The sequence below is a fragment of the Nostoc edaphicum CCNP1411 genome, assembly GCF_014023275.1.
Classification (GTDB): Bacteria; Cyanobacteriota; Cyanobacteriia; order Cyanobacteriales; family Nostocaceae; genus Nostoc; species Nostoc edaphicum_A.
Window position 1 is genome coordinate 4,678,570 of record NZ_CP054698.1, and the last position, 25,287, is coordinate 4,703,856.

General features: G+C 40.6%; 26 protein-coding genes and 1 pseudogene. 18 read left to right on the plus strand and 9 right to left on the minus strand.

The annotated features are described in order from the left end of the window. Positions 1 to 30 precede the first annotated feature (30 nt). The 14 genes from HUN01_RS22230 to HUN01_RS22295 all read left to right on the plus strand — a co-directional run bounded on the left by HUN01_RS22230 (position 31) and on the right by HUN01_RS22295 (position 9,167). Positions 31 to 1,548 (plus strand): M16 family metallopeptidase, encoded by a 1,518-nt coding sequence (locus tag HUN01_RS22230; RefSeq protein ID WP_238845538.1) that lies wholly within the window; start codon positions 31 to 33, stop codon positions 1,546 to 1,548. Positions 1,549 to 1,949: 401 nt separating this feature from the next. Then, entirely contained in the window at positions 1,950 to 2,192 is a 243-nt protein-coding gene (locus tag HUN01_RS22235) for a hypothetical protein (RefSeq protein ID WP_181928016.1), read from the plus strand. Positions 2,193 to 2,636: 444 nt separating this feature from the next. Continuing rightward, positions 2,637 to 2,861 (plus strand): hypothetical protein, encoded by a 225-nt coding sequence (locus HUN01_RS22240; RefSeq protein WP_181928017.1) that lies wholly within the window; start codon positions 2,637 to 2,639, stop codon positions 2,859 to 2,861. A 159-nt stretch (positions 2,862 to 3,020) separates the two neighbouring features. Beyond that, entirely contained in the window at positions 3,021 to 3,245 is a 225-nt protein-coding gene (locus tag HUN01_RS22245) for a hypothetical protein (protein WP_181928018.1), read from the plus strand. 144 nt (positions 3,246 to 3,389) lie between these two features. Continuing rightward, positions 3,390 to 3,614 (plus strand): hypothetical protein, encoded by a 225-nt coding sequence (locus HUN01_RS22250; RefSeq protein ID WP_181928019.1) that lies wholly within the window; start codon positions 3,390 to 3,392, stop codon positions 3,612 to 3,614. Between the two features lie 144 nt (positions 3,615 to 3,758). Beyond that, on the plus strand, positions 3,759 to 3,983 hold the full coding sequence (locus HUN01_RS22255; RefSeq protein ID WP_181928020.1) for a hypothetical protein: 225 nt from the start codon (positions 3,759 to 3,761) through the stop codon (positions 3,981 to 3,983). Positions 3,984 to 4,126: 143 nt separating this feature from the next. Next, complete coding sequence (locus tag HUN01_RS22260; protein WP_181928021.1) at positions 4,127 to 4,360, plus strand: hypothetical protein; 234 nt, start codon at positions 4,127 to 4,129, stop codon at positions 4,358 to 4,360. Between the two features lie 167 nt (positions 4,361 to 4,527). Continuing rightward, positions 4,528 to 4,785 carry a hypothetical protein gene (locus HUN01_RS22265; protein ID WP_181928022.1) on the plus strand — a complete coding sequence of 86 codons (258 nt, stop codon included), beginning with the start codon at positions 4,528 to 4,530 and terminating at the stop codon, positions 4,783 to 4,785. A gap of 174 nt (positions 4,786 to 4,959) precedes the next feature. Beyond that, positions 4,960 to 5,193: a hypothetical protein gene (locus HUN01_RS22270; protein WP_181928023.1), complete on the plus strand. Its 234-nt coding sequence runs from the start codon at positions 4,960 to 4,962 to the stop codon at positions 5,191 to 5,193. 337 nt (positions 5,194 to 5,530) lie between these two features. Next, on the plus strand, positions 5,531 to 5,755 hold the full coding sequence (locus HUN01_RS22275) for a hypothetical protein (protein ID WP_181928024.1): 225 nt from the start codon (positions 5,531 to 5,533) through the stop codon (positions 5,753 to 5,755). Between the two features lie 110 nt (positions 5,756 to 5,865). Beyond that, entirely contained in the window at positions 5,866 to 7,032 is a 1,167-nt protein-coding gene (locus HUN01_RS22280) for a phosphotransferase (protein ID WP_181928025.1), read from the plus strand. 140 nt (positions 7,033 to 7,172) lie between these two features. Beyond that, positions 7,173 to 8,276, plus strand: a complete 1,104-nt coding sequence (locus tag HUN01_RS22285) for a T3SS effector HopA1 family protein (RefSeq protein ID WP_181928026.1) — start codon at positions 7,173 to 7,175, stop codon at positions 8,274 to 8,276. 104 nt (positions 8,277 to 8,380) lie between these two features. Further along, positions 8,381 to 8,686 (plus strand): HetP family heterocyst commitment protein, encoded by a 306-nt coding sequence (locus HUN01_RS22290; protein ID WP_181928027.1) that lies wholly within the window; start codon positions 8,381 to 8,383, stop codon positions 8,684 to 8,686. A 310-nt stretch (positions 8,687 to 8,996) separates the two neighbouring features. Further along, positions 8,997 to 9,167: a hypothetical protein gene (locus tag HUN01_RS22295; RefSeq protein ID WP_181928028.1), complete on the plus strand. Its 171-nt coding sequence runs from the start codon at positions 8,997 to 8,999 to the stop codon at positions 9,165 to 9,167. A gap of 51 nt (positions 9,168 to 9,218) precedes the next feature. On the opposite strand, the gene HUN01_RS22300 is transcribed toward HUN01_RS22295, so the two are convergent. The 5 genes from HUN01_RS22300 to HUN01_RS22320 all read right to left on the minus strand — a co-directional run bounded on the left by HUN01_RS22300 (position 9,219) and on the right by HUN01_RS22320 (position 16,254). Next, complete coding sequence (locus tag HUN01_RS22300) at positions 9,219 to 10,001, minus strand: peptidylprolyl isomerase (RefSeq protein WP_181928029.1); 783 nt, start codon at positions 9,999 to 10,001, stop codon at positions 9,219 to 9,221. Between the two features lie 459 nt (positions 10,002 to 10,460). Next, a complete protein-coding gene (locus HUN01_RS22305) occupies positions 10,461 to 12,008 on the minus strand; it encodes a beta-barrel domain-containing protein (protein WP_181928030.1) in 1,548 nt (515 codons plus the stop codon). Then, a complete protein-coding gene (locus tag HUN01_RS22310; protein ID WP_238845540.1) occupies positions 11,992 to 12,387 on the minus strand; it encodes a coiled-coil domain-containing protein in 396 nt (131 codons plus the stop codon). The genes HUN01_RS22305 and HUN01_RS22310 overlap by 17 nt, the downstream gene beginning before the upstream one ends. An 80-nt stretch (positions 12,388 to 12,467) precedes the next feature. Beyond that, positions 12,468 to 15,569: a peptidase domain-containing ABC transporter gene (locus HUN01_RS22315; RefSeq protein WP_181928031.1), complete on the minus strand. Its 3,102-nt coding sequence runs from the start codon at positions 15,567 to 15,569 to the stop codon at positions 12,468 to 12,470. Between the two features lie 85 nt (positions 15,570 to 15,654). Beyond that, positions 15,655 to 16,254 carry a helix-turn-helix domain-containing protein gene (locus tag HUN01_RS22320; RefSeq protein WP_181928032.1) on the minus strand — a complete coding sequence of 200 codons (600 nt, stop codon included), beginning with the start codon at positions 16,252 to 16,254 and terminating at the stop codon, positions 15,655 to 15,657. Between the two features lie 1,919 nt (positions 16,255 to 18,173). On the opposite strand from HUN01_RS22320, the pseudogene HUN01_RS22325 reads away from it, so the two are divergent. The 3 genes and pseudogenes from HUN01_RS22325 (at position 18,174) to HUN01_RS22335 (ending at position 21,958) form a co-directional block, all read left to right on the plus strand. After that, a pseudogene (locus HUN01_RS22325) lies at positions 18,174 to 19,544 on the plus strand (IS4 family transposase). A 475-nt stretch (positions 19,545 to 20,019) separates the two neighbouring features. Continuing rightward, a complete protein-coding gene (locus HUN01_RS22330) occupies positions 20,020 to 20,655 on the plus strand; it encodes a Uma2 family endonuclease (RefSeq protein WP_181932780.1) in 636 nt (211 codons plus the stop codon). Positions 20,656 to 20,755: 100 nt separating this feature from the next. Continuing rightward, the gene (locus tag HUN01_RS22335) at positions 20,756 to 21,958 is read left to right on the plus strand and encodes an alpha/beta hydrolase (RefSeq protein ID WP_181928033.1); all 1,203 of its coding nucleotides are present in this window, start codon (positions 20,756 to 20,758) and stop codon (positions 21,956 to 21,958) included. 78 nt (positions 21,959 to 22,036) lie between these two features. Here HUN01_RS22335 and HUN01_RS22340 read toward each other — a convergent pair whose 3' ends face one another. After that, complete coding sequence (locus tag HUN01_RS22340; RefSeq protein ID WP_181928034.1) at positions 22,037 to 22,642, minus strand: hypothetical protein; 606 nt, start codon at positions 22,640 to 22,642, stop codon at positions 22,037 to 22,039. 245 nt (positions 22,643 to 22,887) lie between these two features. Between HUN01_RS22340 and HUN01_RS22345 the strand changes: the two genes are divergently transcribed. Then, on the plus strand, positions 22,888 to 23,319 hold the full coding sequence (locus HUN01_RS22345; RefSeq protein ID WP_181928035.1) for a biotin carboxylase: 432 nt from the start codon (positions 22,888 to 22,890) through the stop codon (positions 23,317 to 23,319). A gap of 254 nt (positions 23,320 to 23,573) precedes the next feature. Here the strand turns inward: HUN01_RS22345 and HUN01_RS22350 are convergent, their stop codons facing one another. The 3 genes from HUN01_RS22350 to upp form a co-directional block, all read right to left on the minus strand. Then, positions 23,574 to 23,852: a YggT family protein gene (locus HUN01_RS22350; protein WP_069070457.1), complete on the minus strand. Its 279-nt coding sequence runs from the start codon at positions 23,850 to 23,852 to the stop codon at positions 23,574 to 23,576. Between the two features lie 127 nt (positions 23,853 to 23,979). Continuing rightward, positions 23,980 to 24,333, minus strand: a complete 354-nt coding sequence (locus tag HUN01_RS22355) for a ssl2009 family thylakoid membrane protein (protein ID WP_181932781.1) — start codon at positions 24,331 to 24,333, stop codon at positions 23,980 to 23,982. 75 nt (positions 24,334 to 24,408) lie between these two features. Further along, positions 24,409 to 25,059 (minus strand): uracil phosphoribosyltransferase, encoded by a 651-nt coding sequence (gene upp / locus HUN01_RS22360; RefSeq protein WP_181928036.1) that lies wholly within the window; start codon positions 25,057 to 25,059, stop codon positions 24,409 to 24,411. Positions 25,060 to 25,287 lie beyond the last annotated feature (228 nt).

Here is a 25,287-nt window from a genome sequence, read left to right on the forward strand (position 1 = left end):
CGAACCACGAAGGATACTAAGGAAGAGAGTATGCAGAGGCACAAGGTGAAGAGTAAAAGGCGGATGGTGTTTAAAATCCAAAATGGGAAGAGGCTTGTTTATGCTTTAGTTGCTGTTTTTGCGTGTTTACTTTTAACTTGTAACTTTTCTCTGGCGGCGACGGCTGAGGCGAAGCATTACACAGAATTGCAACTGCCACCGCTACCTGAGATTAAGTTACCCAAGTATGAGCGGTTTGTGCTTCAAAACGGCTTTGTTGTCTATTTGATGGAGGATCACGAATTGCCGTTGGTGAATGGGACGGCGTTTGTGCGGACAGGAAACCGCTTGGAACCAATGGAAAAAGTTGGGTTGGCTGGTTTTACAGGCGCGGTGATGCGGACTGGGGGAACTAAGAAGCATTCGCCTGATGAACTCAACGAGATATTGGAACAACGGGCAGCTTCAGTGGAAACTAGTATTAGTGAAGCTTCTGGTGGTGCAAGCTTTGACGCCCTCAGTGAAGATTTAGAAACGGTATTTGGGCTATTTGCTGAGGTTTTGCGATCGCCAGCATTTGCCCAAGAAAAGCTAGACTTGGCTAAGACACAGGCTAAGGGTGGCATCGCGCGTCGCAATGACGATCCAGATGGGATTGCCAATCGAGAATTTAAGAAATTGATCTATGGCAAAGATAGCCCTTATGCTCGCACCATAGAGTATGCAACGGTGGATCAGGTTGAGCGTGAGGATTTGCTCAAGTTTTATCAGCAATATTTCCACCCCAATAATATGATTTTGGGGATTGTGGGGGATTTTGATTCTAAGAAAATGCGATCGCTCGTTCAAGCTAAGTTGGGCGACTGGAACCGCAACCCAGGTGTTGCTAAACCGACATTACCAAAGGTTTTGCCAGCTAATACAGGTGGAGTATTTTTTGTCAATCAGCCACAACTGACACAAAGTAGTGTGCTTATCGGCCATTTAGGTGGACGGTTCGACAGCCCCGATTATGCGGCGCTGGATGTATTAAATGGAGTGTTAAATGGATTTGGTGGACGCTTATTTAATGAATTGCGATCGCGCCAAGGTTTAGCTTACTCTGTCTATGGCCAGTGGAGTCCCCGTTTCGACTATCCTGGCATGTTTATTGCTGGTGGACAAACGCGATCGGATGCTACCGTCCAGTTTGTCAAAGCCTTACAAGGTGAAATCAAGCGCATCCAAACTCAAAGAGTGACAGCAAAAGAACTGGCTTTTGCAAAAGAGTCCACACTCAACTCCTTTGTGTTCAACTTTCAAGACCCCAGTCAAACCTTATCGCGGTTGATGCGATACGAATATTACGGCTATCCTGCTGATTTCCTCTTTCGCTATCAAAAAGCCGTCGCCGCCACCACAGCCGCAGATGTGCAACGGGTAGCACGAGAATACCTCAAGCCAGAAAAGATCGTGACTTTAGTAGTGGGAAATCAAACCGCTATTCAACCACCATTGACGCAACTAGCAGCACAGGTGACACCGATAGATGTAACGATTCCTGGTTCGCAGCCACAGGCGAAGAATTAGTGGCATAGATGTCTAGTAGTCTGTCAATAAATAATTGATGGATAAATTCCCTGTAGAGACGGCGATTTATCGCGTCTCTCTAAGCGTCAAAATGATTTTGACAGACTACTAGCGACGCTGCTCAATTGCAAATTACAGTCAAACTATAAATAGAGACGCGAGAAATCGCGTCTCTATTTGTATGGGATACTCAGCAACATCAATAAATTCAACTGCTATAAAATCGTTTCTTCTTTAGACAAAACTCCCTTAATTTAGTCTTGAAAATTAATCAGCCAAACTTGATTTTCTTGAATTGCATAGCAAAATATAAGAGAGGGTTTTGGATGTCAGGTTTAATCCTATCCAAGGCTATGTAACTGAATATAAATGTATAGCAATGTATTTAGGGAGGCGACCACATGGTTAGGATAACCATATCCGACCTGCATCCTATCGGGGAAGAAAAGCAACTTAATGAACTTACCGATCAGGAAATGAAGACTGTAGAAGGTGGTGCTAGAAGAAGGAGAAGAAGCTCACGAACTTCAGTCAATGATCCATCAGGCATAGTGAGTGAACTCAATGATCGTTATGACAATTGGCTGAATGTATTAAATGACAAATTAGGAGATGTGCAAACAGAAATTGTTGAGAGTCTCTAATCTTTTTGCAATTACTTTTCAAATTAATTTAGCTTGTGCGTTCTAAGTCTAATTAATCTTAGAGCGCACAATTTTTTTTATGATTATTAGCTAAAAAATATGTAACGTGGGCGCTACCGACAATTTACAAATCAAGCTTTAAGGAAATGGTAAGCAGTATCCGCCCTATAGTTTTGAGAATGGTGTAAGACTCCTATTTAAAACTACTATATAAAATCAATCAACACTCCTTGATTGCACTTTATCCTAGATAATAGCAACAATTCTAATTGTATTTTTTAGGATTATTCCAATAGTTAATCCAGACTTATTTAGTTTATTTATGTCTTTTTTAACGAGTTAACAGCCTTGATTTCTCTAAAAGTTATGGATAAAAATTGCATTAACAGTTAAGCAATAGACAGCTTAATTGTTCATATCCAACAAGAGGTTGTAGGAAAAATCATGGCTAATATCACACTTTCTGAATTGCAAGTTGGCTCGGTACTATTCCAAGATTCCGAAAGCTTTCTCACCGAATTGAACGACGTAAATGCTGTATATGGTGGTGAAGGTTATGGATACGATCCATTCTTGGAATATGGAACCAAGGGATTTGAATTCTCCATCTTAGGCTTGGGTGTCAATAACGTTGTATCCCTAGCTAAGTCATTCAGTGAAGATGTTTAATTTGTAGTTTACTCTCTCACCTAAATGGCTCTTCTGGGATTAAAGGAAAAAAGAAATATATGTGACAGACATGAGGTTTCTTTAAACCAAAAATCTAGAAGAGCCAACCAGATGTAGTAGTGTAAAAACGCATGGCAACAAATTTTTCAGGAGAAAATCATGGCTAATATCACACTTTCTGAATTACAAGTTGGCTCGGCACTGTTCCAAGATTCCGAAAGCTTTCTCACCGACTTGAACGACGTGAATGCTGTATATGGCGGTGATGGTTATGGATTCGATCCATTTCTAGATTATGGAGCCAAGGGATTTGAATTCTCCATCTTAGGCTTGGGTGTCAATAACGTTGTATCCCTAGCTAAGTCATTCAGCGATGCTGACTAATTAATAGTTAGCTACTGAGTTGCACGGCTCTTTTGTGATAAAAGTTAAAAAAATATATGTAATAAACATAAGGTTTTTTCTAACTTAAAATCCAAGAGAGCCAGGAGTAAAAACGCATTGCAACAAATTTTTCAGGAGAAAATCATGGCTAATATCACACTTTCTGAATTGCAAGTTGGCTCGGCACTGTTCCAAGATGCTGAAAGCTTTCTCACCGAATTGAACGACATGAATGCTGTATATGGTGGTGAAGGTTATGGATTCGATCCATTTCTAGATTATGGAGCCAAGGGATTTGAATTCTCCATCTTAGGCTTGGGTGTCAATAACGTTGTATCCCTAGCTAAGTCATTCAGTGATGCTGACTAATTAATAGTTAGCTACTGAGTTACACGGCTCTTTTGTGATAAAAGTAAAAAAAATATATGTGATAAACATAAGGTTTTTTCTAACTTAAAATCCAAGAGAGCCAGGAGTAAAAACGCATTGCAACAAATTTTTTAGGAGAAAATCATGGCTAATATCACACTTTCTGAATTGCAAGTTGGTTCGGCACTGTTCCAAGATTCCGAAAGCTTTCTCACCGACTTGAACGACGTGAATACCGTATATGGCGGTGAAGGCTACGGATTTGATCCATTCCTAGACTATGGAGCCAAGGGCTTTGAATTCTCCATCTTAGGCTTGGGAATCAATAACGTTGTATCACTAGCTAAGTCATTAAGTGATGCTGACTAATTAATAGTTAGCTACTGAGTTGCACGGCTCTTTTGTGATCAAAGTTAAAAAATATATGTGATAAACATAAGGTTTTTTCTAACTCAAAATCCAAGAGAGCCAGGAGTAAAAACGCATTGCAACAAATTTTTTAGGAGAAAATCATGGCTAATATCACACTTTCTGAATTGCAAGTTGGCTCGGCACTGTTCCAAGATTCCGAAAGCTTTCTCACCGACTTGAACGAAATGAATTCTGTATATGGCGGTGAAGGCGACGGATTCGATCCATTTCTAGATTATGGAATTAAAGGATATGAATTCGCTATTTTAGGCTTAGGAATCAATAACGTTGTATCCCTAGCTAAGTCATTCAGCGAAGGGAATGGGTTCTTGTAATATTAGTTAGTAATTACACCTAAGCTCTTTAGCTCTTTTGTAAATCAAGTAAAAAAGAAACACATGTATCTGAAAAACAGAATATTCTTTATTACTAAGAAAAACAAAAGAGCTAGCTAAAAGCAGTAATATCCAACTACATCTCACAAGGTTTTTAGGAATAAATCATGGCTACTATTACGCTTTTTGAATTGCAAGCGGGTTCGGAACTATTCCAAGATTCCGAAAGCTTTCTCAATGATTTGAGTGATGCAAATTCCACCTCTGTTTATGGTGGTCACGGCGCCGGATTTGACCCATTACTAGATTATGGAATTAAGGGATATGAGTTCGCACTCTTAGGTTTGGGAATCAATAATGTTGTATCCCTAGCTAAGTCATTCAGTGGAACTAGCATTGCTTCTGCTAATAGCACTTGTGGTTAAGAAATTAACTCATAGTTCGATACTAAGCCATCTAGCTTTCCTAATATAAAAGGAAAAAACAGATTTGTGTAGTTAAGAACTATAAAGTTGATTGAATGACGACAAATCTGGCTATCTAAAGCTTTACTACCCACGAGTTTTACTTAAAGACCACAATTATTTTGGGGATTAATTATGACTAAGATTACACTTTTTGAATTGCATCCTGCTGGCTCAGAATTATTCCAAGATTCCGAAAACTTCCTCACCGACTTGAGCGATATGGATTCTATATCTATAAATGGTGGTGAAGGCTATGGATATGAGCAGTTGCTGGAATATGGTATTAAGGGGTTTGAATTCTCTGTAGTAGGTTTTGGCATCAATAACGTTGTATCCCTAGCTAAGTCATTCAGCGAGGGTGTTTAATTTGTAGTTTACTGATGAGCGAAATGGCTTTTCTGGGATTAATAGTAAAGAAACAAATCATGTGCAAAAAATTATCATTTTGAGTTTGGCATCAGCGCTACCTAGATGCAACTAAATTCAATTAATCCTCCTGAAAAGGAAGGAATTGAGCAAGTACTGAAAGGAGAATGTATCAGGTATTTCGTGAGATGGCATAACACATGAGGCTTTTTAAGTACTAATAAACCAGGAGAGCCGAGAAAAATTTTCTCAATGATTATTCAGAATTTTTAGTTCTTCGCTACTTGAATTTAATTCAAATTTAGCGATGAATAAATAATTCTCTGGAATGGAGTAAATGTCAAATATAAAAATTTCTGAACTGCGCCCTGCTGATTCAGAAAATTACCTGACCGACCTGACTTATATGGATTCTATGCTTGTATATGGTGGTGAAGAAGATGACTTTACTCAAATGCTTAACTTTGGTGTAAAGAGCCTTGAATTTATGTTACTTTCCTTTGCGATCTACAATAATACGTTGCTAGCAAAGTCATTTAATCCTAATGGGAACGTAACTTAAAAAAATTGCATCACAATCTGATGGTAAATCTGCAATGTATTGATTTGCCATCAACAAATTTTAACTAATCAAATAACTTTAGTTGATTAAGCTAGGATTTTTCTGACGCTATGCCACCATTTTTATTAAGTTCTCAAAATGTTTTTAGCTACCTGATTTCTCAGGGTTTGTGTACTCAACAAGAGCAGTCTTTGAGTCAAATCGAGCTAAAACCTGCTAAAAATTTTAACTTGTTACTGACTTTTCCAGATGGACGACAACTCTTAGTTAAGCAAGAACGTCTGAACCGAGAAGGCAAAACTGCTGGTGAGTTTTTGCAGGAATGGCAAATTCACAATTTTTTCCAAACATTCTCAGAAATCAGCCACATTCGTCCTTATTTATCGGAAGCAGTGCATTTTGACGCGGAAAATTCCATCATTGTTTTTAATTATCTGAACAATTATCGGGATTTACACGATTTTTACCTGAAGGAGAATTTCTTTCCAACTAAGATTGCGGCGGCAGTCGGTGCTACTCTGGCATCAATTCATCGCATAACTTTTGACAATCAAAACTATCGGGCATTTTTTCAAAAGTCAGAGGATGCGTCCAGTCAAGAAACTCCTAAGCTAATTCGTGGATTGGATAGGATTACCCCGGAAATTTTTGGACGAGTTCCTGCTGATGGACTGAAATTTTTTAGCCTTTATCAACGTTACGACAGTCTGGGACAGGCGATCGCAAATTTAACCAACGCTTTCACCCCTTGTTGTCTAACCCATAATGACCTGAAGTTAAACAATATTCTTCTATCCCTCGATTGGGAAGCAGTATTTTTCGATGAATCATTCTCAGATGAGAGCATTGTTCGATTCATTGACTGGGAACGCTGTCGTTGGGGAGATCCAGCTAGTGATTTGGGAAAAGCGATCGCTAGTTATTTACAATTTTGGCTGTACAGTTTAGTTACCAGTAAATCCATTGCGATCGAAGAGTCTTTACGCCTAGCAACAACCCCTCTACAAGTGATTCAGCCTTCGATTACAGCCATGCTTACTACTTATTTAGCTTACTTTCCCGAAATCTTACAGCATCGTCCTGATTTCTTGCAACGAGTTGTGCAATTTTGTGGTTTAGCTTTAATTCAAGCTATTCAAGCCGCACTCCAGCACGAAAAAACCTTTGGTAACTCTGGTATATGTATGCTCCAAGTTGCTAAAAGTTTGTTGTGCCGTCCAGAAGCATCAATTCCAACAATTTTCGGAATGCAAATATCAGACCTTGCTCCCGTTTAGAGGATGAGGGAGATGAGGAAGAAGCAGGGGGGTAGAGGAGCAGGGGCAGGGGGAAAATAAAAAATTACCTCTTTCTCCTCTTCTCCCTGCTCCCTGCCCCTCTGCCTCTTTTCAATGCCCAATTCACAAACAAGTACCTTATGCAACTATTAGATTCGCTAGAAACTCAACTACCAGATATTCCAGAGCCATTGCAGACATCGCTACAAGACATCATTAATCAACTTCAGATTGAGTCTCACTATTGTATTAAACACCCAGATTACAAACCCTTGGAATTGCCAGAGTCATCAGTCTCTCGCTTTCAGCAATTACCCTTAGAACTCCAAAATAGCTTTTTGAGTCTGCAACTGCGTAGTTTTCTCTACGGTATATATTACAATGGCTCTTTGAAAAGTGCCCTTGCACCCGATGCAAAGGTAACAAATTTGGCACTGAATCAAAATCTAGAAAATAATACCTTGTTGGGTGTAGATTTAGCATTTTACGATCGCTTGCATGAAAGCAACAGAAGCGAAGGCTACTGGAGTCCTGATTGGCTGGTAGTGAAAGAAGAAACTGATGGTACTTTGGCAGTTGAGAAAAATGCTTTAATACTGCACATTGAACCTGATATCGATCTGCAACCAACAAACCAACCTGTTACTGTCGGTAATTTAGTGACGATTAAAATGCCCAAAAATCTAGTGCAAAACGGATTTTATATGGCGGTTGCTAATGCCGGAACTCCCTCAAATCGAGAAAATCTGGTGCGCGTTTATTTCAATTTAACTTCAGAGGGTGCAGTTGCAGTCATGGATAGTTTAACTGCCCAACTCAACGCTATCCCCATTTTCTTTTCATTCAAAGCACTATATAATCCTTCCGACTATGAGCGTTACGACTCAGCAGTGCTTTATTTTGGCAAAAGCAACTACGAAACTGTTCACCCAATATTAGAGAGGGTGTATGCAGAACATCAATCCCATTTTGGCGAGCAAGTGCCTTTATTTACCAAAATGGTAGCACCAGGGATGGCGATCGCTGAAGAACCAGACCGCAAATTTGCTGATAAAGAAAGTTTTGGTACAAACCGCTGTCAAATTGTTGCCAATGCTTTGCTTGAGGCTTGGCATGAAGGAGATGATACGCCAGCAGGACGGATGACATCAATTCTGCGACATTTCTCTTTGTGCAAAATTGAATTGCAACGCTCTTACCTCAATCCTAACTCGGATGATATCTATACTTCTTTGAATTTATGAAATACGGTTAAGCATTCAAAGCCCCCGAATTGCCGGGGGTTGAGGATCTCTGCTACCTAAAACTGTGCTAACCAAGATCATATTTTCGCTCACGAGGTAATTATATGACTAAAAAACTCTCCGAGTCTCATAAAGCATTAGATAACAAATTCAACTTCAATCATGAAGAATTAAAAGAGATCGTCAAAGCTGTTTCTGCGGGCAAGTATTCCTGGGCTTGTGTTTTACTCCTCCGTTTTAGTGGCTACAATCCTCTAGAATATATACCCTCGCGCACCTATCTTCGATTAATGAAAAATAACTGGCTACTTAGCAAAGCAAATCGTCGTCAAACTGATAATCAGAATTTAGGACTTTTCAAACTAGAATCAAGCTGGATTCAAATAGGTATCGGTAAAGGTAGTGGGTAAGCAATACTTCTCGGTTAATCACTTTTAACTCGGAATCGGGTTTGGGGAAAAGGTTAAAGGTTAAGGGGTAAAGGTTTTTTCTTTTCCCTTTCCCATTCCCCTTTTACCCTTAACCGAGAAGTATTGAGTGGGTAAGGGTTTAGCAGTGCTAAACCCTTACGAAAAATCTATATGTATCAAGATTTTCGTAAAATGGTATTACAGCAGTTTTCATGTATTTGAACCAAATCTGTCGTAGGGGCACAGCAATGCTCATTGGTGTCAACTTAACCCGAAAGCCTATCTATAAACAGCTTTTAGATATTGTCTCGTGTCTCGTTCCCAGTCTCCGGCTGGGAACGCCATCTTAGAGACTCCGCCTCCCTTGCTGGCGGCAGAGCCGCCAAGAGCAGCATTTCCAGCCCAGAGGCTGGAAACGAGATTTGAATCTCTCGTAGGGGCACAGCAATGCTGTGCCCTACCGCATTATCTATTTACCTGAAAACTATTTACAGTCCTATCTAACCCTCCTTTTTAAGGAGGGAATTAGAGGTTAAGCCTGTATTAGGATATCTTTAGATGGTTGAGGATTTACAACCTTTGTAAGATTTGCCACTATCTCCAAGGCAGCGATTTGTGCTTTTAACCAATTAGCAAATAAGTCTCCCATTATTTGCAGCCGCCGCTGTTCGTCTAGTTGAGGTTTAATGATTTCCTCGACTGCAATTATATGCACTCCTTTGGGAGTAGTTATTGGCTTGAGAATTTGTGGGGGACTAGCAGCAAAGACTGCTGCTGCAATTTCTGGTCTAAAATCGGTACGGAGGCGTATTCCTTGATATCCTCCGGCACGGCGTATTTCAGTATTTTGAATGTATTGGCGGGCAATTTCTTGAAAACTGATTTCATTTTCTTGCAAGGCATAAAACATTTCTAGAGCTAAATCTTCATCATCTAATACCACTTCGTATGTCACTGCTCCAACATAATCGAGTTGGTGTGCATAGAAAAATGATTCGACTTTTTCTGCAAATAAATGATTTGCCAATTTAGCAGATAATAGGTTTGTTTCGGCTATTGCTTCAAAGTCGTCTAAAGAAAGATGATATTTTTCTAACCATGCCCAAGTATCTTCTGCTTTGATAAGTTGGTTGGCTAAACGCAGGCTATCTGCTGCATTTTGCAGTTCTTCTAAACCAATCTCAATGCCTACCTTTTTAGCTTCATCTTCAACAATTTTACGAGTTGCGATCGCCTCCAATACGCTAGGGATTTGGCAAGAAAGCTTTATGTGGTCAAGAATATCATCAGGAGAAACAGTCAATAGTTTTGACATATTCTAATTCCTCCAATTGGTAACCTAAATTAATAGGGTGTTTTCAATTTTATTTAGACAATAATAATTGTGTCTTTGTTATTTTTTAGATGCAACTATTATTGCCTTTATATAATAGTAACTCGAATATTTTATCTGATGTAATCAGAAGGTATATATTATAAAATATAAATTATATTTGTTTTTTTGATAAATAGATGTAGTAACAATACTTATCGGTTAAGCATTTTCAAAAGAGGACTTTAATTCCGGTTCCCTACTTAAAATACACACAAGTCAAATTACCCCCCTTAATCCCCCCTTGCAAAGGGGGGAAACAAGAAAATCTAATTCCCTCCCCTTTGCAAGGGGAGGGTTAGGGTGGGGTAATTCGATAACTTGTGTGTACACCGTAGCCTTGGCAAGGGGGGATTAACAAGTGCCTAAAATCACAGGTAACTACTTTTCAACCTCTAATTGCTAAAGCTCTAAACCACCTTCTTGCAACTTCTTAAACGGATCTAAAATAAAGTCCATCACGCGGCGTTGACGAATAATCACCTCGGCGGTTGCTGTTTGACCTGGTGTTAGGGGAATACGTCTGTTGGCATTTTGGATATAGGGTTGATCTAGGGAGACTTCCAACTCATAGGTTTCGATGCTACCTTGATTAGTCGTCTGAACTTTCGAGTTAGGTGAAATCCAGCTAACGCGCCCTTGCACTACCCCATAATCTTGGAAGGGATAAGCATCAAATTTGATTTTAACTGGCATTCCCACTTTCAAAAAACCGCTTTGTTGGCTGGGCATCTGCGCTTTTAAAATCAAGGGTGTATTGTTAGGCGCAATTTGGGCAATCATCTGTCCCGGTTCGACTACTGAGCCTGGTTTTTCGATAGGTAACTCAAAAATTGTGCCATCAATAGGCGATCGCACTACTCGTTGCTGCATTTGTAGTTGCAAGGATGTCACCTGGCTTCCAGTTTGAGCAATTTCTGATTGCAGGTTACTAATTTGTGTTTGTAAGTCTTTAAGCTGTTCCTGATTTCTCAGCACCGCCAGTCTACCTGCTTGCACTACACTGCGATAGCCACTTTGCTGCTCTTGTAAGCGAAGTTTGAAAAGCTGAATATCTGATTGAGCTTGACTCATCAACGACTGATAGCGGTTCAGTTCTTCTTTTAAACGCAACTGGGCTTGTGTAATATCAGATTTTGTTTGCTCTTGCAAGCGTTGGCTTTCTTCCGCTGTTTTTTCCAGTTCCACAAGTTTGGTTTGGGGAATCGCACCCACTCGCAAAAGTTTGCGATAACGCGCAACTTCTGTAAAATCTCGTCTTAAACGACTCTTCGCTAACTTCTGAGCAATCTGGGTAGAACTGATATTCTGGTTAGCCTGTTCTACTAGAGCCAGTTTTTCCAGTCGTTGTAAGTTGTAAGTACTCTGTTTAGCATCAAGGTTTTGCTGCGCCTGACTAACTTGGGCAATTTTTTCCAATTCTTGGGATTTATTTTGTTGCTCTTGGGTATTAATTGTCAAAAGAATTTGGTTTTTGAGGAGATCGAGTTGCGATCGCCGATTTAATAAACCTTCTAGTCTTGTCTGCATCTGCTGCAATTCTGTTTGCAGCACATCAGACTCCAATTCCAGCAAAACCTCTCCTGCTTTTACGGTTGCGCCTTCTTTGACGTTGACAGCAGTAACGCTACCAATAACTGGACTATCCAATTGTTGGGTTGCTCCTTCCGGTTCCATTCGCCCTCTAGCACTTCCTGTTTCATCAACTTTAGAAAGCATTGCCCAAGGTAAGATAATCGCAGCAAAGCCCACCAGTAAATACAACATGGAGCGCGTCCAGATTTTTGGTAAGGCATCTAGCAGTTCCTCAGTGCCGTAAAACCAATCGTTCTCTTCAGATGTTTTCTGCGTCTGAGGATCAATAATGGCACTTGCGTCTTCAGCCAGGTGAAATTCAGTCGGCTTTTCTATGGCGAAGGCGGATGATGAATTATTAGATGGGTTTGGCATAAGAATTGGGGATTGGGAATTGGGCATGGGGCATTGGGCATGGGGCATTGGGCATTGGCTGGGTATGATTGGGCATTGGGATTGAGGTTCTGAACTCCGTGAATGAGTCTTTTAGCTCCGTTAATGAGGCTTTTAGCTCCATTAATGAGGCTTTTAGCTCCGTTAATGAGGCTTTTAGCTCCGTTAATGAGTCTTTTAGCTCCGTTAATGAGGCTTTGAACTCCGTTAATGAGTCTTTTAGCTCCGTTAATGAGTCTTTTAGCTCCGTTAATGAGGCTTTTATCTCCGTTAATGAGTCTTTTAGCTCCATTAATGAGTCTTTTAGCTCCGTTAATGAGGCTTTTATCTCCGTTAATGAGTCTTTAAGAGAGATGAACAAGTCTTTAATCGTCCTTGTCTCTTAATTCCCATGCCCCATTTCCAATGCCCCATGCCCAATTCCCAATTCCCAATTCCCATTCAACCTGTTTGCGCTAGTTGTTGCTGATTGAGATAGAAATAATGACCTTTTTTGGCGATTAATTGATCGTGAGTACCGCTTTCGACTAAAATTCCCCGATCTAAAACCAAAATCAAATCAGCATGACGCACAGTAGAGAGACGATGAGCAATGATTAAACTTGTGCGTCCTTGGAGAATTTTTTTGAGGTTATTCTGAATAATCCGCTCAGATTCGGCGTCTAAGTGACTGGTTGCCTCATCTAATACTAAGAAGCTGGGATTTCCTAACAAAGCACGAGCGATCGCTAGGCGTTGGCGTTGTCCACCGGATAACATACCCCCACCTTCACCAATTTGGGTTTCGTAGCCCATTGGCATTTGCTTAATAAACTCATCTGCTCCCGCTAGACGCGCCGCTTCGATAACTTCTTCTTGGGAAGCTTCTGGATGAGCAATGCTAATGTTGTCGCGGATTGTACCGCCAAATAAAAATGTATCTTGGTCTACAACGCCAATTTGAGAACGGAGCGATCGCAGGGCAATATTAGTCACATCTTGACCATCAATCAATACTTTGCCATCCGTCGGCAGATATAGTCCCAAAATCAATTTAGAAAGGGTAGTTTTGCCAGAACCACTACGCCCTACAACTGCTATAGTTTGCTCAGGTTTGATTTCAAAGCTGAGGTTTTCTAACACGTTAATATCGCTTTCTGGGTGATAGCGAAAAGTCACATTCTCAAATAAAATATGACCACGTAGAATACTTAAGAATTGGCGGGGCTGATGTTGTAAATCTTCTTCTGGTTCTGCTTCCAAAACATCATTAATTCGCTCAGTGGAAATAATCACTTCTTGTAATTGATTCCACAGAACAATCAACCGTTGAAAAGGTCGAATAACGTTTCCTAACAACATATTGAAGGCTACTAATTGTCCAATTGTTAATTGGTTTTGAATTACCTGCCATGCACCAAACCAAAGTAACCCTGTGGTTACTAGCGATTCGATACTAGAACTGAGAACTTGGAGTTGATTACTAATTACCTGTCCGCTAAAAGTCTTTTTAATGACATTATTCAGCAGTTCTTCCCAATGCCAGCGGACTGTTTGCTCAATTGCCATAGAGCGAACTGAGCGAATACCTGTGAGGGATTGAATCAGATAACTGTTCTCTTTAGCTGAAGCACTAAAAACTTCGCGGCTGATGCGGCGTAAGAAAGGTGTAGCTACGAATGCTAGTAATACAAAAGGCGGCACGATCGCTAAACTGAATAATGCCATTTGCCAGCTATACCAAAACATCAATGCTACATAGACAAACACCGTCATTAAATCCAAACCAATTGATAGTGCTTCTCCAGTTAGAAAGCGCTGAATTTTTTGATTTTCTTGGACGCGAGAGACAATATCGCCAACGTACCGCGACTCAAAAAAAGCTAAGGGCAAACGAAAGGTATGTTTAATAAAACCTACCATCAGTGTTAATCCCAAGCGATTTGCTGTGTGATCCAGGAGATATTGCCGCAGTCCACTGAGAGCAACCCGGAAAAAACCAAAAATCAGCAACCCTAAACCAATGGCGTTTAAAGTCAGGGTACTACCTTGGACAATTACTCTATCTAAGAGCAACTGAGTAAATAGAGGTGTAATTAATCCAAATAACTGAATTAATACCGAAGCAATAAACACTTCTAGCAGTACTTGCGAGTGAGGTTTAACTAAATCAAAAAACTGCCAAAATGGTGTAATCGTTTCCTCGGTTTCTCTAAGTAGGTCTGTAGGTTGTAATAACAGTGCATAACCAGTCCAACCAGCTTTAAATTCGCTAGGGGTAAGGATGCGTTGACCAATAGCAGGGTCGCCAACAATCACACGTTTTTTATTGACTTCATAGACAACAATGTAGTGCTTACCCTCCCAGTGAGCGATCGCAGGTAAGGGTTGTTGGGCTAATTTATCAAAGCTGGCTTTCACTGGACGAGTAGCAAAACCAATATTTTCGGCGGCGGCTGTTAAACCCCGCATTGATGCCCCACTCCGGCTGATGTTGCTTAAATCCCGTATGCGGTTGACATTAAAGCGCTTACCCCAATAGCGACTAATCATCACCAAACAAGCTGCACCACAGTCAGAGGCACTTTGTTGTTCAAAGAACGGATACCGTTTAGTCAACCGTCCCAACCAATGTCCCGCCCTGACTGTTGGGCTAGGAAAGTACGCCCGTTGTCTCCTTTGCTTTGATTCAATGCTGGGGATTGGGGATTGGGGATTGGGTACTGGGGATTGGGTACTGGGGATTGGGTATTGGGGATTGTCAAAAGCCTTTCCTAATCCCCTGTCCCCTGTTCCCTGTCCCCTGTCCCCTGTCCCCAATCTCTCTTGGAAATCTATTAACTCTGCCAATTGCGGCCAATGCTGTAATGCTGTTTGCCAATCAGCATTGTTTAAACTGTAAGCGATCGCTGGTTGCCCTACCTCCCAACTTCCTTGTTTTGGATTTAGATAGATGTTTCCAGGTGTGAATCTTCGCCCGTTAGAATCCAGCAGTTCTCCGCGATACAGTAACCAAAGCTTGATATCTCTAGTGAGATTGGCACTCAGGGAACCACTTTCCAGATTGTGCCGCTCAAATAGGCATAAAGCTTTAAACATCTCCTCCACAGAGCCATTACGCCCAATTAGGGAGTTCTGGCAACATAACAACAGCAAATCCCAAACCTCTGCACGTCTTAAAAGGCGATCGCGGATGCTGCTATGTGTGCGAATAATCTCCTGTAAAATCTCTTGGTTGATATAGCAAAGCTGTAAGTTTACCGAAGCCCTAGCAACATAAGGACTGAATTCCTCTCTTGGAAATAAAGTCAATTCGCCAAATGATGCTCCAGATAACAGAGTAGTAATTAAGTTATTAGAGCTATCCAACAATCTGACTTTACCAGTCAGGACAATATAAATTCCAGGCTGGGCTGTAGTTGCGTGCCAAAACTGCTTTGCTACTGATGGTTCGACAATTTCCAGCCCTCTGAGACACCTGTCAAGTTCCCCGTCTGACAGCGACTCACCCAAGGTTTGGGTGAGTTGTTCAGCTAAATATTGCTGAGAAAACGCTGATGGCATTTTCTGACCTCCAAAACAGTATTTGGGCATGGAGCATTGGGCATTGGTCAAATGACAAATGACAAATGACAAATGACTAATCAATTTAGTTATTGGTCTGAATTAGATTAAATGACCAATGCAAACTCGGTTCGGAGTTGGATTGCAAGTCACCAATCGTAATGCCAGCATCCTTATTTAGGTCAGTTTCTTGTGGACAGGGATTTTTGCGCTTAGTGGAAAGTCCCATTTTTTTTAGCAAGCGGTTAACATGGCGATCGGTAATTGCAATCCCAAATTCATTTGCTAAATGCTTGCTTAACCATTGGGCTGTCCAGTAAGTAAATGCATAGCCATATTCACGCGGACTATTACTTACCAATTCTTTCAAACGTTCAATGTATTGATCGTTAACAGTCTTGGGTCTACCGATTGGGCGCTCATTCCATTTGTGCGCTAGACCTGCCTCTGCCACACCAATCCAGTAACGTGCCATTTCCTGAGAACAACTTAATATTTCACAGATTTGGCTTTGAGATTTCCCCATATCCGCCAGCAACATAATTTCAATTCGCCGACGGTATTCTGGCTGTAAATTCGCTTGCAAATTTTTCAACAGTGCCTTCCGTTGAAAAGGCGTTAAAAATTTGCTCTCGTGCATGTCATAGCATTCAAAAGCTCTGTCTTGACTGGAGTATTCTGACATAATTTTTATCAGTTGCCGCCAACTGTGAAATGTGGGCAAATATGTCTTTTGCAATTGTTTTTTCAATCCTGGTACATCAGGATATACAACTGCAAAATTAATTAGTCCTAGAAGGTTGATTAAATATTGACGTGGTGTGCAAATAACGCTAGGTATTATTCCCCTAATATTCTGATATTTTAGGGATTAATTTCATTCGGTCAGATTTTAATAAATCAAAATTCGACCTTAATGGTCTTCACTTGGAATAAAAATACTTAAAACCAGTAAACTACTTACTGGCTAGCCGCTAAAACTTGACAGACTTTCCTGAAGCCCGGTGCAATAATGGTATTGGTTAAGACCATTGCCCCTGGTTGATGGTAATAGGCAAACACTTTCGAGGCTTCGAGTAGCCCTTATATTGATGATTTTACTGAATTATACAATACGGGTTTATAGATTAACCTCCTAATATTTAGGTAGGTTAATTTTTGATTGCCAACAAGAGGTTGAATCTTGTTCAATGACTTGGAAACTAAAAACAGTCAAGGTCAGGTATGAGTGGAAATCTAGTTCTTAGACTATCCTACAAACTAGCTAGTTTGTCATCAGCATGTAGTAATAAAATTGAACCTATCTGAAATAAAAGTTCAATCAAGAAGTGACAGTTACTTAATCTTTTCCTTAGCCCGCTGTTCTTTATTTAAGAACAATCCTACATCTAGTCAATAGTTTTTACAATAAACAAGAAAATATCATTGAATCTTGACAATATCTTTATCAAAAGATTACAATCATCTTGTTGAAAAAACAAAGGTTTAGTTATTAGTTTTTCTTTTGAAATAATCATTGACAATTTAATTTTTCTTATCGTAATAATTTTTAGGACACATCACTTATTGTTTGCTAAAAAAATAGTATTTTTATTAATTTATCCCACATTTACATCTGTCTATAGTAATAGAAGTACATACATTACTATCTACCAAATTTACTATATTGATATCTATCTATAGTATGAAAATAATCTAGGTTGGCGTAAAAGATTGCCAATAGTTATTGAACTTACAGTCTAAAAATTTAACTATAGTAATCCGATTTGATTCCTGAATTGACTTGCGTAGGCGGGGAGTGGGGAATAGGGAACAACCCTATTTGAGTGGGACTGAATTTTTTCAAAAATAAAATAGGAGTCCTATATGGTTGAATATAATTTAAGACAAGTGCCCAGCTTACGTATAGTTCAAAAATCAAATAATAGTCCTATATTTAATTTTTGAACTATAAGTAGGGTGTGTTAGCAGAGCATCATGCATCCTACAAGACTACTGAGTTTTTTTGAAAAAAAATTTATGATTACTATAGAATATCTATATGTGTAAACGCGTTTGCAATGAATTAGCTCTAGCTTGAGTTAGTCATTCATTAGTATTTCTTTGCAGAAAGTATATTCCAATACTTCTTTCTCAGTATATTTTAGGTTTAATACCTTCCTTTTAAGGATTATTAGGGAGGAGAAAGTCTTAATTGAACCTTATTACGCGATCAAAAAAATATCCCTTTCAGCATTTCCTGGTAATCGCCATTGAGTCATAAGTGCTTGAGTAAGAACTCAAATCAAATAATTTCCTTCATTATCGGGAAATGACTGAGGACAAATTGTAGTAACAAATAGAAACTAAATCAGGAACCAAAACCTCTGGGAACTCCAGAGGTTTTTTCTTTACTCTAGACAATGAGGGAGTGGGGAATGGGGAACGGGAATGTAAGAGGTTGTTTTAAAAGTATTTTGCTGTGACTTTAGGCACTTATAGATCCCCCCTAACCCCCCTTAAAAAGCTATCCATTATAAACATCTTTCTTAACAGAAAATTGGACAAAAGCCAGAGATTGTGTATTGTCTATACGAAGAGCCGGAAGCATCGCAAAGTCAGCAAATGGAACAATGGATCACACAGGAACTAGAAAGAACCGAATTAGGTGACACCAGAAGAACCAAACGGTTAATCAAAATAGTCGAAAATTTAAGTGCGAAACCGGAAGCCAGTGTTTTGCAAGCAAGTGAAACATGGGCGCAAACGAAAGCCACCTATGACTTCTGGGATTCACCGTACATCAAACCATCCATGATTAGACAAGGACATATCGATGCGACAGTAGAGCGAATTACCCAACATAGAGTAGTCTTGGCAATACAAGATACCACAGAACTTAACTACACCAGCCACAAAGCTCTATCGGGAACAGGATATCTCGATAGTTCTTATGCCAAAGGGTTAAAAGTCCACTCAGTCTTCACTGTCTCCCCCACAGGGAATACCATTGGGCATCATCGAGCAAGATGTGTGGTCAAGAAACGAAGAAGAACTAGGAAAATCTGAACAAAGGAAACAAAAAACCGACAAAAGAAAAAGAAAGTCAAAGATGGCTTGATGCTTTGAAAAAAACTGACTCAATCATTCCCGAATCAGTACAAGTAGTGACGATTGCTGACCGAGAAGCCGATTTTTATGACTTATTTGCTGATGCTCGTCGTCCTGGGTCAGATTTTCTGATTCGAGCTACTCAAAATCGCTGTCTAGTTGGCAGTGAGCAGCATTTATGGTCAACTTTAGAGTCTGTTGAGTCGGTTGGCACAATGACAGTAGAGGTAAAACGCTCTGCGACTCAAACGCCAAGAACAGCCATCTTGAAGATTCGTCATGCCACAATTACCATTGCACCACCGCAGAATCGCCCCCAAAACAGAACTTCTAGCACCTAGGTGACATTGCAGGCTATTTTAGTCACAGAAGTTGAGCCACCACCAGAGATCGAGCCGATTACCTGGTTACTGCTGACTACCTTAGAGATTACCTGTCTGGAAGATGTTCAGCTGTATGTGCGATGGTATAGTTATCGCTGGTTGATTGAACGTTATCACTATGTTTTAAAAAAGTGGCTGTGGCATTGAGAAGTTACAACTCGAAACTGCCCACAGAATCGAGATGGCTTTGGCTACCTACAGTATCGTTGCTTGGCGTTTGCTGTGGCTGACTTACTTAGCTCGTTTTCAGCCTGATGCTAGTTGTGAACTAGTTTTAGCCACTCATGAGTGGCAAGTCCTCTACACCACTATTCATCATCAACTTTATCCTCATACTACACCACCGACTCTGGCTCAAGTGGTCAATTGGATTGCTCGACTTGGTGGGTTTTTAGGTCGCAAAAGCGATGGCTCTCCAGGTGTAAAAGTTCTCTGGCGTGGATTAAGTCGATTACATGATCTGGTTGAGGGTTGGCTGCTTTGCCAGTCTTTCAATAATTAATTATTGCTCCATCCTATCGTCGGTTTCTGCGGTGTTTTCCTTCTTCCACTACCGATAATTAGTTTTTTACACCAAAGTTGCCATGCGAAAATTTCACTTTTTCAAACTCTGTTGATTCTCGTGCCCATTTTCTCCTGTCACTTGTGATTTTTTGGCTTCCATCCTTCCCTACATAACTACTCTTTTTTGTCAATGTTCTTATTAAGAAAGATGTTTATAATGGATAGCTTGAAAAGGGGGGAACCGGAATCAAAGTCCCCCTTTTTAAGGGGGATTTAGGGGGATCTAGAATGTTTTGATACTAAAAAGAGGACTTTTCAAACATCCTCTAAGAGCGATCGCCCCCGTGTACACTTCTATGAGGCGATGTTTGACGAGCGCATCCAAGCATAGCGATGAAGTAGCAAAAATTGTCGTCCCGTCAGGTCAACTAGAGTAAGCTAAATTTAGGTTTGAGCTACTGGGAGTGGAGATGATGTTGTTGGAATTCAAGCGCATCTATATTCCACCAGGACAAAGAGTGCTACTGCGAGATGTAACCTGGCAGGAATTGGAAGCAATTCTAGAGGATTTAGGGGAACATCGGGCTGCACGAATTGCTTATGACAGGGGAATACTAGAGATTATGGCACCACTGCCAGAACATGAATTTGACAAAGAAATTATTAGCGATTTAGTCAAAGCGCTTCTGGAAGAATTAGATATCGAGTTTAGATGCCTTGGTTCTACCACTTTCAAAAACCAAGCGATGGCTCAAGGTATAGAACCCGATCAGTGTTTCTATATAAAAAATGAATCTAAGATTCGCGGCAAAAAGCGGCTAGATTTAGCAGTAGATCCTCCTCCAGATTTAGCTCTAGAAATTGATATTACTTCTCGTACTCATCCTAATATTTATGAAGCGCTAAAAGTGCCTGAACTTTGGCGTTTTGAGCGAGGAAAGCTCCAAATTAACGTTCTACAAAATGGGCATTATGTAGAATCTCAGCAAAGCTTAAATTTTCCTCTATTCCCAATAATTGCAGCCATTCCCCAATATCTAGAGCAAAGTACAACAGCAGGCAGAAATGCAACGCTCAAAGCTTTTCGTCTTTGGGTACCACAGCAATGAGTTATGCTTTCATCGCCATTTAGAATATAGGACTATTGCCAACCTTAGCATTAGCGGATAAATTGTACTTCTTCGGAGTCTTTATTCCCGCAGTTTATCTATGTTTGCTAAACCCAAAATAATTTTATCATGGCTTATCTTATTTCTAAGTTTTACAAGTCTATTTCTTAGCTCTTGGATTATTCTTGCTGCCCCAAATATGTTTTTACTCAGGCTAGCAGTGGGAGCGCCAGAAGTCAGTCCTTGGTTATTATTATTAAATTTGCTCTTTTTATTGCTTTCTTTATTCTACATCCGTCGCCGTAAAATACAGCGTTTAGTTTGCATTTTCAGTTTAATCGGATTGGTAATTTGTGGATCGGTGCTAGTGAATATTCCACTAACTCAAATGCAGATGGCTAAAGCGATGAAACAAGGATTGGGAGCAAATTATCTAGAGCAAATTCCAGTCCAAGTAAGGGCTAAGATGCAAATCCATCCCTTTGACTTAGTTAATTTCTTCCGGGGTATTCCATTAGGTAAAACACGTCATCAAAAAGATATTCTCTTTGCTTCACCTGCGGGAGTGCCTTTAAAAATGGAAGTTTACCAACCCTCAGAGGTAGGGAAATATCCAGCAGTAGTAGTAATTTATGGTGGAGCTTGGCAATATGGCAATACTGGCGCTAATTCTGAGTTTAATCAATATATTGCTAATCATGGATATACAGTATTTGCGATCGCTTATCGACACGCACCTCAATATCGATTTCCATCTCAGTTAGATGATGTGCGTACAGCCTTGAATTTTATTCGCCAACATGCAGCTGAATATGAAGCTGATCCTGAACGGATGGTACTTTTAGGGCGTTCTGCGGGGGCACATCTAGCAATGCTAGCGGCTTATCAACCGGATGCACCACCTATTCGTGCTGTGGTGAACTATTACGGGCCTGTTAACTTACCGGGAGGATACAAGACACCGCCAAATCCCGATCCTATTAACACCCGCGCTGTTTTAAAAGCATTTATCGGTGGTTCTTTAAAAGAATTACCTAATCAGTATCAAATTGCTTCACCGATAAATTACCTGACGCATCCTTTACCGCCAACTTTATTAATTTACGGTAGTCGCGACCATTTGGTAGAAGCACGATTTGGCAAAAAGATGTATGAACGTTTACATGATTCTGGTAATACTGCGGTTTTTCTAGAAATTCCTTGGGCAGAACACGCTTTTGATGCCGTTTTCAACGGTGTGAGCAATCAATTAGCGTTGTATCATACCGAAAGGTTTTTGGCTTGGGCGTTGTTCAAACAATAATTTCATTGAGGTTAGAGAGACGCGATAAATCGCCGTCTCTACAAGGATTTTATCCATCAATTATTTATTGAGAGACTACTATTTTTGAGGCCAGCGCCAGTTATAACGATTCCATTCGTAGATGCCTTGAATTTCATACTCAGCGCCGTTGAAGAAGCGGACGACGCAATTAGTAGAGGAGTCATCGCTAATTTCTTCGACCTGAATCACCATACAGGGAAACCATTCGCGCTGACAAGGGCCATCTTCTTGCACCCATTCCCATAGTGCATTGGAAACTTCAATGCGATCGCCTACTCTTAACTTTAATGCATCCTCAAAATAATAATACTTATCAAAATGGCATGACTCAACACGATTGAGCCACTGTAAACCATAGCGTTGGCGAATGAATTGTACCGTTCCAGAGTCATTTTCGAGCAACCAGTCGTTGAGTAATTGCACTTTCCAAGTGCGGTTGCGTTGTTCTTCATCCTTAACAAACTGTAAAAATGCTTCTAACTCCTCTGGGGTAAGTTCGTCTAAGGGATTAGCAATATTTGATGTCCCAGAGGGAGAATTTCCCTGAATTTGCTCGACCACTTGCAGTAATATCTGTTTCTGCGCGTCAGTGAGAGGACAGCTTGCGACATCACAACGATTAAAGGCTGCGAACATAGCTGCTTCAATCTCATCTGGAGTCATAATTTAATAGCAATTGAGGGTTTATTTCCCTAATTATTACAAAAGTTAAATTCAAGTCTCCAATAGACTTCTTGCAGAAGTGGGGAAAAGGGAAAGGGGGAAAGGGAAAGTTCCATCTTTTTCCCCTTTCCCTACCTCTTGCAAAAGGAACTTTTACAAGAGGTCTAATTACCCTGTAGTTAAATTCAAGGTAAGCTGAGGTTGTAAGTTACATATTGTTTGTAAATTAAGTCACGGGGTCTTTTATGCGGTTGCGTTCACTCACGGTCGTTTTTATTTCCTGTATCATCACCTTTCTATCGTGGGTGATTATTCCTCCAGCTGTAGCCCTGACACAGATTAAACTATTTGACGTATCTTATAAAGATTGTCCACCAGAATTAGCAGAAGGGGCTGTTATCAGTAGTGGTAGCGCAGCAGCCAATTGTTTTATTGTCATTGGCAAAGCAGAAAATGGCACTAATAAAACAGTCTACGACGCAGATATTTTTGGACGCATCTATGATGCTAATAATGACTCGGTGATGCAAAACCGGACTCGCTTAGGTTCTATTACCGAGGTGCCACCAGGCATTAGCGATTTTGAATTAAGAATTTCTGTACCTGCTAATCAGCCGACTCCCTTGAAGCTAAAGCAGTTCAAGGCTGCTGGGTTTAGCGGTCAAGTGCGTAGATAATATAATACTCAATACTTGTCGGGTTTTGGGGAAAGGGGAAAGAAAAAACCTTTAACCCAAACCCAGTAACCTTTTCCCCAAAAACAAATTCCAATTTAAAATCCAAAACCTGAGCAGTATTTATATAATACTCAGGAGTCAGAATTAATACTGAATTCTGACTCCTGAGTTCTGAATTCTGAATTCTTCTCATAAAAATTGTAGAGACGCCAATTGTGAAAGCGTCTCTACAAAAGTTTTGATTGGGGTACTAATCAAAATCCCTGGACGAATGGTAGACGAGTTAGGGTTCTCAGAAACTCTCCAGCTAAGTTGAGTGCTAAGAAAGCTAAAATCGGAGAAAAATCCATACCACCCAATGGGGGAATAATTGAGCGGAATAGATTCAGATAAGGGTCGGTTATCTGGGCTAAAGCGGCAAATGGCTGGTTATACCAGTTGATTGTCGGGAACCAGGTCAACAAAACCCGAATAATTAGCAAATAGCTATAAAAGGTGACAAAGGTTACTAGTGTCGTAATCAGTAAACTCATGGATAGCTGTGTTTCCTACTAAGTGTCAAACGCGGTCTTATCTTTTAATTTTAATTTAGTCCATGTCATGCTGTTTGCGGATTTCACGTTTACCACACTTGACACTTTCACCACGCCTGAACAAACTTCAGGAGTCTTTAGTGAGGGAACGGTCACTGGTTGCTTGGGATGAACCGCCATTAACATTTCCTAGTTGCTTCCGCACTTCATCAATTGTGGCATTTAGCTGGGCAATTTTATCTTCTAGCGATCGCCTGGCCGTTTCTATGCCGATGCTCTCACTTTCTGAGGCTTTCATCTGACGCCGCTTTGCTGCTATTCTCTTAGCTTCGGCTTGGCTATCTGTCAGTTCTATTTCCTCCTCACCTAGCAATTCTGGCTCGCGTCGAGAAGCAATCAATGCTCCGATAACACCGCCAAATACGCCACCGACAAATGCCCCTGCTATAAAACCACTACCAAAACCATCTCGCTGACTCATATCTTTACCGCCTTCAACAAACCTTGCAACTTTTACAGTAGTTATGCTATTTTCCTGCCCTAGCTGCATACTAGCTTAAGTCCCAAAGATGCGATCGCCTGCATCTCCCAATCCCGGTACAATATACCCCTGGTTATTCAGTTTTTCGTCAATAGTAGCGGTGTAAATTATTAAACCTGGATAAGCTTCACTCAATTTTTGCAAAGCTGGTGGAGCCGCTACTACACACACAATCCGCATCAGGGTTGGATCAGCACCCCGTTGTGTTAATTCTGCCATTGCTGCCATGATCGACCCTCCTGTTGCCAACATTGGATCGGTAATTAACACTCGTGTTTGGGGGTCAAATTTTTCTGGTAACTTGTTCAGATAACAATGAGGTTGCAGTGTCTCTTCGTCTCGCGCCAAGCCAAGATGGTAAATCGATGCTAAAGGTAATAAAGTCTGCGCTCCCTCAAGTAATCCTAGTCCAGCCCGCAGAATCGGCACTACTGCCATAGGCACCTGCGGATCAATCACCGTTGCCGGACATGTATCTAAGGGACTCTGCACTGCTATTTCTTGAGTCGGTAACCAATCTCGCGCAGCTTCATAAGTCAGCCATCTTCCCAACTCAGTCATGGCACTGCGAAATAATACTGAAGGTGTGCCTGCATCACGGGCAACTGCTAGCCAGTGTTTGATCAGGGGATGGGGTGGAACATAAACGCGCAATTGTAGCGTCATAGCCAGAAACAAGCGCCTTTTTATTGTATAAGAACTGAAACACCATAATACTCTTTCCTGCATTAGGCTGACAGCTAAAAATTAACACTCTCAATTTTATTGATAAACTTTTTCATTAGCAGTTGACATAAATTCTCAATCAAGGCTATATTGTTATACAGTGTTCTCCTCTCTTTTAAGGATCGGCAGACGGGATTAGCCAGCAGCAGCAGGCTCGTCCCTCTTTTT

What these genes read in the sequence shown, in the direction of transcription:
- HUN01_RS22305 (WP_181928030.1), bottom strand. Translation starts at nt 12,008, where the DNA reads ATGCCAAACCCATCTAATAATTCATCATCCGCCTTCGCCATAGAAAAG.
- HUN01_RS22280 (WP_181928025.1), top strand. Translation starts at nt 5,866, where the DNA reads ATGCCACCATTTTTATTAAGTTCTCAAAATGTTTTTAGCTACCTGATT.
- HUN01_RS22345 (WP_181928035.1), top strand. Translation starts at nt 22,888, where the DNA reads ATGCGGTTGCGTTCACTCACGGTCGTTTTTATTTCCTGTATCATCACC.
- HUN01_RS22235 (WP_181928016.1), top strand. Translation starts at nt 1,950, where the DNA reads ATGGTTAGGATAACCATATCCGACCTGCATCCTATCGGGGAAGAAAAG.
- HUN01_RS22245 (WP_181928018.1), top strand. Translation starts at nt 3,021, where the DNA reads ATGGCTAATATCACACTTTCTGAATTACAAGTTGGCTCGGCACTGTTC.
- HUN01_RS22255 (WP_181928020.1), top strand. Translation starts at nt 3,759, where the DNA reads ATGGCTAATATCACACTTTCTGAATTGCAAGTTGGTTCGGCACTGTTC.
- HUN01_RS22285 (WP_181928026.1), top strand. Translation starts at nt 7,173, where the DNA reads ATGCAACTATTAGATTCGCTAGAAACTCAACTACCAGATATTCCAGAG.
- HUN01_RS22290 (WP_181928027.1), top strand. Translation starts at nt 8,381, where the DNA reads ATGACTAAAAAACTCTCCGAGTCTCATAAAGCATTAGATAACAAATTC.
- HUN01_RS22355 (WP_181932781.1), bottom strand. Translation starts at nt 24,333, where the DNA reads ATGAGTCAGCGAGATGGTTTTGGTAGTGGTTTTATAGCAGGGGCATTT.
- HUN01_RS22330 (WP_181932780.1), top strand. Translation starts at nt 20,020, where the DNA reads ATGTTGTTGGAATTCAAGCGCATCTATATTCCACCAGGACAAAGAGTG.
- HUN01_RS22265 (WP_181928022.1), top strand. Translation starts at nt 4,528, where the DNA reads ATGGCTACTATTACGCTTTTTGAATTGCAAGCGGGTTCGGAACTATTC.
- HUN01_RS22270 (WP_181928023.1), top strand. Translation starts at nt 4,960, where the DNA reads ATGACTAAGATTACACTTTTTGAATTGCATCCTGCTGGCTCAGAATTA.
- HUN01_RS22320 (WP_181928032.1), bottom strand. Translation starts at nt 16,254, where the DNA reads ATGTCAGAATACTCCAGTCAAGACAGAGCTTTTGAATGCTATGACATG.
- HUN01_RS22350 (WP_069070457.1), bottom strand. Translation starts at nt 23,852, where the DNA reads ATGAGTTTACTGATTACGACACTAGTAACCTTTGTCACCTTTTATAGC.
- HUN01_RS22240 (WP_181928017.1), top strand. Translation starts at nt 2,637, where the DNA reads ATGGCTAATATCACACTTTCTGAATTGCAAGTTGGCTCGGTACTATTC.
- HUN01_RS22340 (WP_181928034.1), bottom strand. Translation starts at nt 22,642, where the DNA reads ATGACTCCAGATGAGATTGAAGCAGCTATGTTCGCAGCCTTTAATCGT.
- HUN01_RS22335 (WP_181928033.1), top strand. Translation starts at nt 20,756, where the DNA reads ATGTTTGCTAAACCCAAAATAATTTTATCATGGCTTATCTTATTTCTA.
- upp (WP_181928036.1), bottom strand. Translation starts at nt 25,059, where the DNA reads ATGACGCTACAATTGCGCGTTTATGTTCCACCCCATCCCCTGATCAAA.
- HUN01_RS22275 (WP_181928024.1), top strand. Translation starts at nt 5,531, where the DNA reads ATGTCAAATATAAAAATTTCTGAACTGCGCCCTGCTGATTCAGAAAAT.
- HUN01_RS22250 (WP_181928019.1), top strand. Translation starts at nt 3,390, where the DNA reads ATGGCTAATATCACACTTTCTGAATTGCAAGTTGGCTCGGCACTGTTC.
- HUN01_RS22260 (WP_181928021.1), top strand. Translation starts at nt 4,127, where the DNA reads ATGGCTAATATCACACTTTCTGAATTGCAAGTTGGCTCGGCACTGTTC.
- HUN01_RS22315 (WP_181928031.1), bottom strand. Translation starts at nt 15,569, where the DNA reads ATGCCATCAGCGTTTTCTCAGCAATATTTAGCTGAACAACTCACCCAA.
- HUN01_RS22300 (WP_181928029.1), bottom strand. Translation starts at nt 10,001, where the DNA reads ATGTCAAAACTATTGACTGTTTCTCCTGATGATATTCTTGACCACATA.
- HUN01_RS22230 (WP_238845538.1), top strand. Translation starts at nt 31, where the DNA reads ATGCAGAGGCACAAGGTGAAGAGTAAAAGGCGGATGGTGTTTAAAATC.